We start from the raw sequence: 12,388 nt of genomic DNA on the forward strand, positions 1-12,388 counted from the left end.
GTCCTTAAACGGATTTCGGAATGAGGCGTTCAAACAGCGCCTCCAAAGTGTTGAAGCGTTCTTCGGCGCGTTCCATCGGCACCATGAACTTGAACAGCGTAGCCCCTTCGAACTTGTAGCGGTTGGGCTGGCCCTGGATCAGCTTGATCAGCACCAACGGGTCAACCGGCGTCTGCGCTTCGAATTCGATACGCCCGCCTTGCGGCCCGGCGTCGACTTTCTTGATGCCCAACTGCTCGGCCTGCAACTTGAGCAGGGTCAGGCGCACCAGGTTCTTGGTCGGTTCCGGCAGCAGGCCGAAACGGTCGATCATCTCTACCTGCAAGTCCTTGAGGCCTTCTTCGTCGGCCGCCGAGGCAATGCGCTTGTACAGGATCAACCGTGCATGCACATCCGGCAGGTAGTCTTCGGGAATCAACGCCGGCAAGCGCAGGTTGATCTCCGGGCCGCCGCCCAAGGGTTGGTCGAGGTTCGGTTGTTCGCCTTTGCGGATGGCTTTTACCGCGCGTTCGAGCATCTCCATATACAGCGTGAAACCCACCGCCTGGATCTGCCCGCTCTGGCCGTCGCCGAGCAACTCACCGGCACCCCGGATTTCCAGGTCATTGGTGGCCAATACAAAGCCGGCCCCGAGGTCCTGGGTATTGGCGATCGCTTCCAGGCGTTTTTCCGCATCGGAAGTGATCTGCTGGCGCGGCGGTGTGAGCAGGTAGGCATAGGCCTGGTGGTGACTGCGCCCGACGCGACCGCGCAATTGGTGCAGCTGCGCCAGGCCGAACTTGTCGGCACGCTCGATGATGATGGTGTTGGCGCTCGGCACGTCGATGCCGGTCTCGATGATGGTCGAGGCGATCAGCACGTTGAAGCGCTTGTGGTAGAAGTCGCTCATCACCTGTTCGAGTTCGCGCTCGCGCATCTGCCCGTGGCCGATAGCGATACGGGCCTCAGGTACCAGTTCGGCGAGGTCGGCGGCGCATTTCTCGATGGTTTTCACATCGTTGTGCAGGTAATACACCTGGCCGCCGCGCAGCAGTTCGCGCAGCAGGGCTTCCTTGACCGTGCTCTTGTTCTGCTCCATCACAAAGGTGCGCACCGACAAACGACGCGCCGGTGGCGTGGCGATGATCGACAGGTCGCGCATGCCCGACACCGCCATGTTCAGCGTGCGCGGAATTGGCGTGGCGGTGAGGGTGAGGATGTCGACTTCACTGCGCAGGGCCTTGAGCTGTTCTTTCTGGCGCACGCCAAAGCGGTGTTCTTCGTCGATGATCACCAGGCCCAGGTTCTTGATCTTCACATCGTCCGACAGCAGCTTGTGCGTACCGATGACGATGTCGATCTTGCCCTCGGCCAGGTCGGCAACGGCGGCGTTCACTTCCTTGGCGGACTTGAAGCGGCTCATCACCTCCACGGTCACGGGCCAGTCGGCAAAGCGGTCGCGGAAACTGTTGTAGTGCTGCTGGGCGAGCAGGGTGGTCGGCACCAGGATCGCCACCTGGCGACCGCCGTGTACCGCAATAAAGGCTGCACGCATGGCCACTTCGGTCTTGCCGAAGCCCACGTCGCCGCACACCAGGCGGTCCATCGGCTTGGGCGCGAGCATGTCGGCGCGCACCGCTTCGATGGTGGTTTGCTGGTCCGGGGTTTCTTCGAACGCGAAGCCAGCGCTGAAGGTGGCGTAATCGGCTTTGGGGTCAGCGAAGGCATAACCTTCGCGGGCAGCACGGCGGGCATAGATGTCGAGCAGTTCGGCGGCCACGTCGCGCACCTGTTCGGCGGCCTTGCGCTTGGCTTTCTGCCAGGTCTCGGAGCCCAATCGATGCAACGGCGCCAAGGCGTCGTCGCTGCCGGTGTAGCGGGCGATCAGGTGCAGGTTGGCCACCGGCACGTAGAGCTTGGCGCCCTCGGCGTATTCCAGGGTGAGGAATTCGGCGGCCTGGTTGTCGATCTCCAGGGTCTGCAGGCCCAGGTAGCGGCCCACGCCATGGTCGATATGCACCACCGGCGCGCCTTCGCGCAGCTCGGTGAGGTTCTTGATCACCGCGTCGTTGTTGGCATCGGCGCGTTTTTCCCGGCGACGGCGTTGCATCACGCGCTGGCCGAACAGCGGGCTTTCGGCGATCAAGGCCAGCGCCGGGTCATCCAACCGCAGCCCTTCGTCCAGCGGCGCGATGGTGATCGCCAGGCGCTCTTTGCTGGCGACAAAGTCAGGCCAGCTGTCGACGGTTTTCGGCCGCAACTTCAGGCGTTCCAACAGCTCTAGCAGCACTTCGCGACGCCCGGCGGATTCGGCGGTAAACAGCACGCGGCCCGGGAAGTCGCCGAGGAAGTTCGACAGCGCCTCCAGCGGTTGCGTGGCTTTGGCCTGGATCGCCAAATCGGGCAACGCGCTCGCCGGGAAACGCTCCCGGCCACTGCCGGCGTCCACGTCCTGCTGGCTGGCTACTACACGCGGCCAGTTTTTCAGGCGCGCGAAGCAGTCTTCAACTGGCAGGAACAGTTCAGCGGGCGGCAATAAAGGCCGGGATGGATCGACGCGACGTTCTTCGTAGCGGTTGCGCACATCGTTCCAGAAGTTTTCCGCCGCCTGTTCGATACCCGGCAGCGAGAACACCTGGGTGTCCTGGGGCAGGTAGTCGAAGAGGGTAGAGGTCTCGTCGAAGAACAACGGCAGGTAGTACTCGATACCGGCAGGTGTAATCCCGCTGCTCAAGTCCTGGAAGATCGGGCAGCGACGGAAATCCACATCGAAGCGCTCACGAAAGCGCGCCTTGAAGCGTGTTACCGCGTCTTTTTGCAGCGGAAACTCCCGCGCCGGCAGCAGCTTGATCGAGTCGACCTTGTCGATAGAACGCTGGTTCTCCGGGTCGAAGGTGCGCAGCGTCTCGATTTCGTCATCGAACAGGTCGATGCGGTACGGCAGCTTGCTGCCCATCGGGAACAGGTCGATCAAGGCGCCGCGCACCGCAAACTCACCGTGCTCGTACACCGTGTCGACGCAGCGGTAGCCGCTGGCTTCCAGGCGCGTGCGCATCTGCTCGACGTCGAGCTTCTGGCCCACGTCCAGCACCAGGCTGCTGCCGAGCAGGAACTTGGTCGGCGCCAGGCGGTGCAGGGCGGTGGTGATCGGCACCACCAGCACGCCGTGGGCCAGTTCCGGCAAGCGGTACAGGCTGGCGATGCGCTGGGAGATGATGTCCTGGTGCGGCGAGAACAGGTCGTAGGGCAGGGTTTCCCAGTCGGGAAAATGCAGCACCGGCAAATCCGGGGCGAAGAAGCTCAGCTCCTGCTCCAACCGTTCGGCACTTTGGCTGTCGGCGGTGAGCAGCAGGGTAAAGCGCTTGGCTGCGCTGGCAGCCTCGGCAATGGCCAGGCTCAGGGCGGCACCGGGCAGGTTGCCCCAGTGCTGTTTACCTGCCGCGGCAGGGAGTAGCGGTAGACGCAGAACGGGCACGGAAGGTTGAGCTCCAAGCGTTGCGACAAAGTCGGTAATTGTAACGGCCCCAGGTGCCGCCTGTCAGTTGCTGACTGTGCCTATTACGGTTTGTAGGAAATGTAGTGGCTAAGACAAACAATGGCGGGTTTTGACTCAATATGTAGTGCCAAAATGCGCGAATGTTTAGGAGGGTTACGGACAAGTCGGCCTGTTCGCCAAACTAGTGGCCTTCTGGAACCCGCGTGTTTCCTGGGCTGTAGCGCGGTGGTATTTTTTTGCAAGGGCTTTTTGTTGCCCTTCGCGCATTGCTCAACGCTCAGTCGGGCGACATAATGTAGCCCCTTTTTTCTGCCCCTACATGTGGAAGGTTCCCGTGACTCAGAAGCCCGACCAGTGTCTTGGTGAATGGATCGACCGTGAAGCACTCGCTGAAGCGATGATTCCGCTTATCGGTCAGCTGTACCGCAATAACAATGTGGTGAGCTCGATCTATGGCCGCAGCCTGATCAACCAGTCTGTCATCGCGATTCTCAAAGCTCACCGCTTTGCGCGCCATCGCTCCGCCGACGACAGCGAACTCTCCGTCCACGAAACATTCCCGCTGCTCAAAGCCATGAGCGAGCTCAAGCTCGGCGCGGCTTCGGTAGACCTGGGCAAGTTGGCCTACAAATTCCGCAAAGAAGGCGCTGGCCGCACCGCCGAGCAGTTCGTGCGTGAAGAAATGGCCGATGTGGTTGGCCAGCAAAACGCTGCCGCCCGTAAAGGCACCGACGTGGTGCTGTACGGCTTTGGCCGTATCGGCCGCCTGCTGGCGCGCATCCTGATCGAAAAGACCGGTGGCGGCGACGGCCTGCGCCTGCGTGCCATCGTGGTGCGCAAAGGCGCCGAGAACGACCTGACCAAGCGCGCCAGCCTGCTGCGTCGCGACTCGGTACACGGCTCGTTCAACGGCACCATCACCATTGACGAAGAAAACAACACCATCACCGCCAACGGTAACCTGATCCAGGTGATCTACGCGAAGAACCCTACCGAGGTGGATTACACCCAGTACGGCATCCAGAACGCCCTACTGGTGGACAACACCGGCGTATGGCGTGATGCCGAGGGCCTGGGCCAGCACCTGGCTTGCCCGGGTGTTGACCGCGTTGTGCTGACCGCGCCTGGCAAAGGCAAGCTCAAGAACATCGTGCACGGCATCAACCACGCTGAAATCACCGCTGACGACAAGATCGTGTCCGCCGCGTCCTGCACCACCAACGCCATCGTGCCGGTGCTCAAGGCGGTGAATGACAAGTTCGGCATCGTTAACGGCCACGTTGAAACCGTTCACTCGTACACCAACGACCAGAACCTGATCGACAACTTCCACAAGGGCGATCGCCGTGGCCGTAGCGCCGCGTTGAACATGGTGATCACCGAGACCGGCGCTGCCACCGCTGCTGCCAAGGCCCTGCCTGAACTGGCCGGCAAGCTGACCGGTAACGCGATCCGCGTACCGACGCCGAACGTGTCGATGGCCATTCTCAACCTCAACCTTGAGAAAGCCGCCACCCGTGAAGAGATGAACGAGTACCTGCGCTACATGGCGCTGCACTCCGACCTGCATAAGCAGATCGACTTCGTCAATTCTCAGGAAGTGGTCTCCACCGACTTCGTTGGCTCGCGCCACGCCGGTGTGGTGGACGCCGAAGCGACCATCACCCAGGACAACCGTGTTGTGCTGTACGTGTGGTACGACAACGAGTTCGGCTACAGCTGCCAGGTGGTTCGCGTGATGGAAGACATGGCTGGGGTCAACCCGCCTGCGTTTCCGCGCTAAGCCTGTGCGCTGAATGAGAAAGCCCCGACTGGTTCGGGGCTTTTTTATGCCTGTGGTTTTTGTGGTGTCTGGGAGGGCCTTATCGCAGGCAAGCCAGCTCCCACAGTTGAACTGCATTCACCTGTGGGAGCGGGCTTGCCCGCGATGACGATGGAAAGGTCAACACCTCCATCACTTGAGTAGCGTGTTGCGCAAACTGTCCGACAGCCCTTTGGGCGCCAGCCAGATACCCAGGTAGGCCTTCGCTAACTCAGCATCTGGGCTGCTGAACACCACCTGCCCATTAATCTCCAGATTCAACCCGCGCCCCGGACGAAAATCCAGGGCATAGCGATCACCGCTGCGAATATCCCGAAAGCGCGCGTGCAGCTTGGCTATCTCTGGGTTCAACCCGGCATTGGCTTGCTGGCGCTCCAAGGTGACGGTGGCCGCCTTGATCACATCATCGCGATCAATGTCGCGAAAGTAATACAGCGCCAGGCGCACAGCCTTCTGCTGGTCCCAAGCCTGCTTTGCCGGCAGGTCAGCGGGTGCATACAGCGCCGCGGCATACACATCCGCCCAGAGATAGTTGAACACCGCCTGGTTTTTCAGGGCCAGCCCCGCAACCTTTGCGGGGAAGCTTGCCTGCTTGAGCCGCTGTGCATCGTTGGCGTACGCCGTGAGCGACACCATCAGCATCAAACAGAAAAATAGTTGTCGCATAATGGCTCATCCTGAATTCGGCGCTGGTTTGCGTCCTGTAGTATGGCAACACTGGCCTACGACGCGACCAAGGGTTAATGTTCGCGGCGCTCGGCCTTCTATAGACTGTGCCCCGGTTCACACACTTGAGCCAAATTGTCCTTCATGCACGCTGGCCGCGGCATGATTTAGCCCGGCGTCCAACCGTACGCCTGGCCTGTTCTGAGGAGTACGCATGGCTGTCTACAACTACGACGTGGTGGTACTGGGTTCCGGCCCAGCTGGAGAAGGTGCGGCGATGAACGCTGCCAAAGCAGGGCGCAAGGTGGCGATGGTCGATAGCCGTCGCCAGGTCGGCGGTAACTGCACCCACCTGGGTACCATCCCGTCCAAGGCATTGCGTCACTCGGTACGGCAGATCATGCAGTTCAATACCAATCCGATGTTTCGGGCCATTGGTGAGCCGCGCTGGTTCTCCTTCCCGGACGTACTGAAAAGCGCTGAAAAAGTCATCTCCAAGCAAGTCGCCTCGCGTACCGGCTACTACGCCCGTAACCGCGTCGACCTGTTCTTCGGCACCGGCAGTTTTGCCGACGAGCAAACCGTCGAAGTGGTCTGCGCCAATGGCGTGGTCGAGAAACTGGTGGCCAAGCACATCATCATCGCCACCGGTTCGCGCCCGTATCGCCCGGCGGACATCGATTTCCACCACCCGCGTATCTACGATAGCGACACCATCCTGAGCCTGGGTCATACCCCGCGCAAACTGATCATCTACGGCGCCGGCGTGATCGGCTGTGAATACGCCTCGATCTTCAGTGGCCTGGGGGTACTGGTCGAGCTGGTGGACAACCGCGACCAGTTGCTCAGCTTCCTCGACTCGGAAATCTCCCAGGCGTTGAGCTACCACTTCAGCAACAACAACATCACCGTGCGCCATAACGAAGAGTACGAGCGGGTCGAAGGCCTGGACAACGGGGTGATCCTGCACCTCAAGTCCGGCAAGAAGATCAAGGCCGACGCCTTGCTGTGGTGCAACGGCCGTACCGGCAACACCGACAAGCTGGGCATGGAAAACATCGGGGTCAAGGTCAACAGCCGTGGCCAGATCGAAGTGGATGAGAACTACCGCACCTGCGTGCCGAACATCTACGGCGCCGGTGACGTGATCGGCTGGCCAAGCCTGGCCAGTGCCGCCCATGACCAGGGCCGCTCGGCCGCTGGCAGCATTGTCGACAACGGCAGCTGGCGCTACGTGAACGACGTGCCGACCGGGATCTACACGATTCCCGAGATCAGCTCGATCGGCAAGAATGAGCACGAACTGACCAAGGCCAAGGTGCCTTACGAAGTGGGCAAGGCGTTCTTCAAGAGCATGGCGCGTGCGCAGATTGCCGGTGAGCCGCAAGGCATGCTGAAAATCCTGTTCCACCGCGAAACCCTGGAAGTACTCGGCGTGCATTGCTTCGGCTACCAGGCCTCGGAGATCGTGCACATCGGCCAGGCGATCATGAACCAGCCAGGTGAGCAAAATACCCTCAAGTATTTCGTCAACACCACCTTCAACTACCCGACCATGGCCGAAGCCTATCGGGTAGCGGCCTACGACGGCCTCAACCGGCTTTTTTGAGCGGCTCCGGCCGGTGGCCTGAGCCGGCCGGGGAGACCGATTTCAGTAATTCTCGAGGGTGGCAGTGGCCAAACCGGGAAAGTCTGTAATCAGGCTATCTACGCCGAAGTCGGCGAGCCTGCGCATCAGCGCAGGTTCGTTGACTGTCCACACGGACACATGCAAGCCCTGGCGCTGGGCTTTTTCCAGCCGCTCGGGGGTGCACAGCGTCCAGTTCAATGCCAAATACTCACAGCCGTAGTTCTGCGCGACCTTCAGCGGGTCGAGCCAGGCGTATTCAGCGACCAGGCCGCGTGACAGGTCCGGGGTGAGTTCCACGGCGGCCTTGAGCACTTCCCGCGAGCTTGACGTCACCGTGACCTTGTCCATCAAGCCAAAGCGCACAGCCATTTCGCGAATCGCCAGCACAGTGGTGGCGGCACGGGTACGCGAGGCGCTTTTGACTTCCAGTTGCCAGTGATCGAAGTCGCACTGTTCGAACAGCTCCTCCAGACGTGGAATCGGGCAGGGGCTTACCCAGCCTGGGCCGCCTTTGCGTGCGTCCATCTTCACCAGGTCAGCCGCCGAGTACTCGACGACCTTGCCGCGTCGGTCGGTGGTGCGCTTGAGGGTCGGGTCGTGGATGACCATCAACTCGCCGTCCATGGACAGGTGCAAGTCCAGCTCGCAGCGGCGTACGCCGTGCTTGAGGCATTCCTGAAAGCTGGTCAGGGTGTTTTCCGGTGCTTCGCCTTTGGCACCGCGGTGGCCGTAAATCAGGGTCACAGTTGCTCCTTTGCGCCAGGATGGCTGGCGTCGTGAATACGCATTCAGAGGTCTTCGCTTTGTTCTCGCGCCAGGCGGCGTTCCTGGGCTTGTTTCTGCAGGATATAGCGCGCCAGCAGTTGGCGTTGGGCATCGGTCATGGACTCGAACTCCGTGCCCACATCAAAGCCGTCGCCCTTGGGGTCGCAATGGGTCACCCGCGCGCGCAGCAACAGGCCGAGCGCCTGGGGCATCAGCACCAGCTTGACCGCCAGGTGAGTGTCGGCGGGCAGCGGTGTCGGGTGCTGGAAGTCGATGCCGCCTTCGGAGAGGATCACCGGTTGCGGCGCGCCCACCTCCTTCAGCAAACCGCGAGCCATGACCTGGCTGAGCAGATCCAGGCGTTTGTTCTGCACTTTGAGGAAGGCCGCCAGGCTGCGGTCTTTCTCGCTGATCTGGCGCAGCAGGTGCTGGGCTTCGAATTCGCTCAGATGCAGTTCGCTGAGCAGATTGAACAGCGGCGAATCATCCAGCAACACTTCCTTGCTCGCCGCGTCGGGGCCAGACAGGGGTTTGATTTGAAGTGCGATCATGTCATCGATACGGTAGTATTCGCGGCGCTCTTCTTCATCTAATGTCGACATGGCGAACCCCAGGTAACGGTAATGGTCTGAGTGTAAAGCTGCTGACCAGACCCCGCCACCGGGACGTCTTCTTTTCCTCCGAACAAGCCCCGACATGTTCAGACCTCTCTTCGTATTTATCGGCACGCGTTATACCCGTGCAAAGCGTCGCAATCATTTTGTGTCGTTCATTTCCTTGACCTCGATGATCGGTCTCGCCCTGGGCGTGGTCGTGATGATCGTGGTGCTGTCGGTGATGAACGGCTTCGATCATGAGATGCGCACCCGCGTGCTGGGCATGGTGCCCCACGCGACCATCGAGGGCGATGCGCCCATCAACGACTGGCAAAGCCTGGCCGCCAAGGTCCAGCAGAACCCCAAGGTGGTGGCGGTCGCGCCGTTTACCCAGATGCAGGGGTTGCTGACCAACGACGGCAAAGTGCAGAAGATCCTGCTCAACGGCATCGACCCGGCCCAGGAGCGCAACGTCTCGATCATCGACAAGTTCATGCTGCAAGGTAAGCTCGACGCGCTGGCGCCGGGCAGCTTTGGCATCGTCATCGGTGACAAGGCCGCGGCCAAGCTGGGCGTGGGGGTTGGCGACAAGCTGACCTTCGTCGCCCCGGAAGTCACCGTGACCCCGGCCGGCATGTTCCCGCGCATGAAGCGCTTTACCGTGGTGGGCACCTTCCACGTCGGCGCTGGCGAGATCGACGGCTACATCGGCCTGACCAACCTCACCGACCTGGCCCGCCTGCATCGCTGGCAGCCCGACCAGGTGCAGGGCCTGCGCCTGAAGTTCAACGACCTGTTCGATGCGCCGCGTGGTGCCTGGGAAATTGCCCAGCACCTGGGTGAGACCGAGTACTACGCCCGCGACTGGACCCGCACCCACGGCAACCTGTACCAGGCTATCCGCATGGAAAAAGCCATGATCGGCCTGTTGTTGTTGCTGATCGTCGCCGTGGCGGCCTTCAACATTATCTCCACGCTGGTGATGGTGGTGAACGACAAGAAGGGCGACATCGCCATCCTGCGCACCCTGGGCGCTACGCCGGGGCAGATCATGGCGATCTTCATGGTGCAGGGCACCGTGATCGGCGTGGTCGGCACCTTGATCGGCACGGCGGTGGGCATCCTGGCCGCGCTGAACGTCAGCGCCGCCATTGCCCTGCTTGAAAAAGTGATCGGCCACAAGTTTCTCAACGCCGACGTCTACTTCATCGATTACTTGCCGTCCCAGGTGCAAACCCAGGACGTGCTGATGGTGGGCGGCGCCGCGTTGGTCCTGAGCTTCCTTGCCACCCTGTATCCAGCCTGGCGCGCGGCACGTACCCAGCCAGCACAGGCATTACGTTATGAGTGAATCGGGCATGAGTGAAAAAGCAATCCTGAGCTGCCGCAACCTGGGCAAATCCTACGAGGAAGGCCCGGAGTCGGTGGTGGTGCTGTCCAACCTGCAGCTTGAACTGCACCCTGGCGAGCGCGTCGCGATCGTCGGCAGTTCCGGTTCCGGTAAAAGTACCTTGCTCAACCTGTTGGGCGGCCTCGATACGCCGTCCCAGGGCAGCGTATGGCTGGCCGGTGAAGAGCTGTCGGCCTTGAATGAAAAGGCCCGTGGCCAACTGCGCAACCGCTCGTTGGGCTTTGTGTACCAGTTCCATCACTTGCTGCCGGAATTCACCGCCCTGGAAAACGTGTGCATGCCGCTGTTGATCGGCAAAACCGCAATTCCCGAAGCGCGCCAGCGTGCCACGGCCTTGCTCGAACGCGTCGGCCTGGGCCATCGCCTGGAGCACAAACCTGCGGAACTGTCCGGCGGTGAGCGCCAGCGTGTGGCGATTGCCCGTGCCTTGGTGAACAACCCCGGCCTGGTGATGCTCGACGAGCCGACCGGCAACCTCGACTCCCACACCGCCCAGGGCATCAAGGACTTGATGCTGGAACTGAGCACCCAGATGCGCACCGCGTTCCTGGTGGTGACCCATGACATGAGCATGGCCCGGCAGATGGACCGCGTACTGCATTTGCAGGAAGGTCATCTGGTCGCTATCTGACCTGTTGCAAGCCCGGTTTTTTGAGGCCGGGCTTTTTCATTTTTCCAACGGTGCCCGCGAATGTTCAGACCGTTATCGATTTTTATCGGCACGCGCTATACCCGCGCCAAGCGCCGCAACCGTTTTGTCTCGTTTATCTCGATGACCTCGATGATCGGCCTCGCCCTGGGCGTATTGGCGATGATCGTGGTGCTTTCGGTAATGAACGGCTTTCAGCGTGAAATGAGCTCGCGCATCCTCGGCATGGTGCCCCACGCCACCATCGTCGGCGTAAAGCCGATTGATGATTGGCAGCCGGTGGCCGCCGCCGCGATGAAGAATCCGCAAGTCACCGCCGCTGTGCCCTTCACCCAGATGGATGGCATGTTTTCCTATAAGGGCGCGATGCAGCCCATCGAGATCAGTGGCGTCGACCCGGCCCAGGAAGGCAAGGTGTCGATCGTGGCCCAGCACATCGTGCGCGGCAAACTCGACGACCTCAAACCCGGCGAGTTCGGTGTGGTGGTCGGTGATATCACTGCGCGGCGTTTTCGCCTGAACGTGGGCGACAAGCTGACCCTGATCGTGCCGGAGCTCAGCAGCGCCCCGGGCGGTATCACCCCGCGCATGCAGCGCCTGAATGTGGTGGGCATCTTCAAGGTCGGCGCCGAACTGGATGGCTCCATGGCCCTGATCCACATGGCCGACGCCGCTGAAATCCAGCATTGGCAGCCCAACCAGGTGCAAAGCGTGCGCCTGGCGGTAAAGGACCTGTACGCAGCGCCCAAAGTCTCGGCAGATATCGCCGCCAGCCTGGGCGCGGCTTACAAGCCGGATGACTGGACCCACACCCAGGGCAGCCTGTTCAGCGCGATGAAAATGGAAAAGACCATGATCGGCCTGCTGCTGCTGATGATCGTCGCCGTGGCCGCGTTCAACATCATCGCCACCTTGATCATGGTGGTGAACGACAAGGGCGCGGACATCGCCATCCTGCGTACCATCGGCGCCACACCTCGGCAGATCATGGCGATCTTCATGGTGCAGGGCACCGTGATTGGCGTGGTCGGCACCTTGATCGGCGGCGTGTTGGGGGTGATTGCGGCGCTGAACGTGAGTGAGCTGGTGGGCTGGCTGGAGCGGGTGAGCGGGCAGCATATCTTCAGCTCGGATGTGTACTTTGTCAGCAACCTGCCTTCGGAGCTGCAAGGTGGGGATGTGTTGCTGATCTGCTCGGCGGGGTTTGTGTTGAGCTTCTTGGCGACGATTTACCCGGCGTATCGGGCGGCGAAGATTGAGCCGGCGCACGCCCTCAGGTATTCGTAACCTGCTCGTTCCCACGCTCTGCGTGGGAATGCCTCACCGGACGCTCCGCGTCCGCTGTTAGGACGCAGAGCGTCCCGGAATGCGTTC

The 12,388-nt window shown here is 61.2% G+C and carries 9 protein-coding genes; 5 read left to right on the plus strand and 4 right to left on the minus strand.

What is annotated here, in order from left to right:
- Window positions 1-4 precede the first annotated feature (4 nt).
- Window positions 5-3,454, minus strand: a complete 3,450-nt coding sequence (mfd, locus tag RHM69_RS30195; protein ID WP_003189666.1) for a transcription-repair coupling factor — start codon at window positions 3,452-3,454, stop codon at window positions 5-7.
- Window positions 3,455-3,794: 340 nt separating this feature from the next.
- Between mfd and RHM69_RS30200 the strand changes: the two genes are divergently transcribed.
- The gene (locus RHM69_RS30200) at window positions 3,795-5,258 is read left to right on the plus strand and encodes a glyceraldehyde-3-phosphate dehydrogenase (protein ID WP_032873405.1); all 1,464 of its coding nucleotides are present in this window, start codon (window positions 3,795-3,797) and stop codon (window positions 5,256-5,258) included.
- Window positions 5,259-5,429: 171 nt separating this feature from the next.
- Here the strand turns inward: RHM69_RS30200 and RHM69_RS30205 are convergent, their stop codons facing one another.
- On the minus strand, window positions 5,430-5,963 hold the full coding sequence (locus tag RHM69_RS30205; RefSeq protein ID WP_038449473.1) for a chalcone isomerase family protein: 534 nt from the start codon (window positions 5,961-5,963) through the stop codon (window positions 5,430-5,432).
- 214 nt (window positions 5,964-6,177) lie between these two features.
- Between RHM69_RS30205 and sthA the strand changes: the two genes are divergently transcribed.
- A complete protein-coding gene (sthA, locus tag RHM69_RS30210; RefSeq protein WP_003189670.1) occupies window positions 6,178-7,572 on the plus strand; it encodes a Si-specific NAD(P)(+) transhydrogenase in 1,395 nt (464 codons plus the stop codon).
- Between the two features lie 42 nt (window positions 7,573-7,614).
- On the opposite strand, the gene RHM69_RS30215 is transcribed toward sthA, so the two are convergent.
- Both RHM69_RS30215 and RHM69_RS30220 read right to left on the minus strand, forming a co-directional pair.
- Window positions 7,615-8,337 carry a glycerophosphodiester phosphodiesterase gene (locus RHM69_RS30215; RefSeq protein ID WP_014717518.1) on the minus strand — a complete coding sequence of 241 codons (723 nt, stop codon included), beginning with the start codon at window positions 8,335-8,337 and terminating at the stop codon, window positions 7,615-7,617.
- Window positions 8,338-8,381: 44 nt separating this feature from the next.
- Entirely contained in the window at window positions 8,382-8,960 is a 579-nt protein-coding gene (locus RHM69_RS30220; protein ID WP_014717519.1) for a PilZ domain-containing protein, read from the minus strand.
- Between the two features lie 94 nt (window positions 8,961-9,054).
- On the opposite strand from RHM69_RS30220, the gene RHM69_RS30225 reads away from it, so the two are divergent.
- From RHM69_RS30225 to RHM69_RS30235, 3 genes are read left to right on the plus strand one after another with little or no spacing between them, the layout of a single operon-like run.
- A complete protein-coding gene (locus tag RHM69_RS30225) occupies window positions 9,055-10,305 on the plus strand; it encodes a lipoprotein-releasing ABC transporter permease subunit (protein WP_014717520.1) in 1,251 nt (416 codons plus the stop codon).
- 7 nt (window positions 10,306-10,312) lie between these two features.
- Entirely contained in the window at window positions 10,313-10,996 is a 684-nt protein-coding gene (lolD, locus tag RHM69_RS30230; RefSeq protein WP_019818240.1) for a lipoprotein-releasing ABC transporter ATP-binding protein LolD, read from the plus strand.
- A gap of 60 nt (window positions 10,997-11,056) precedes the next feature.
- Window positions 11,057-12,301, plus strand: coding sequence for a lipoprotein-releasing ABC transporter permease subunit (locus RHM69_RS30235; RefSeq protein WP_014717521.1), 1,245 nt, complete (start codon window positions 11,057-11,059; stop codon window positions 12,299-12,301).
- Window positions 12,302-12,388: the final 87 nt, after the last annotated feature.

The organism is Pseudomonas sp. CCI1.1 (genome assembly GCF_034348165.1).
Taxonomy (GTDB): Bacteria; Pseudomonadota; Gammaproteobacteria; order Pseudomonadales; family Pseudomonadaceae; genus Aquipseudomonas; species Aquipseudomonas paracarnis.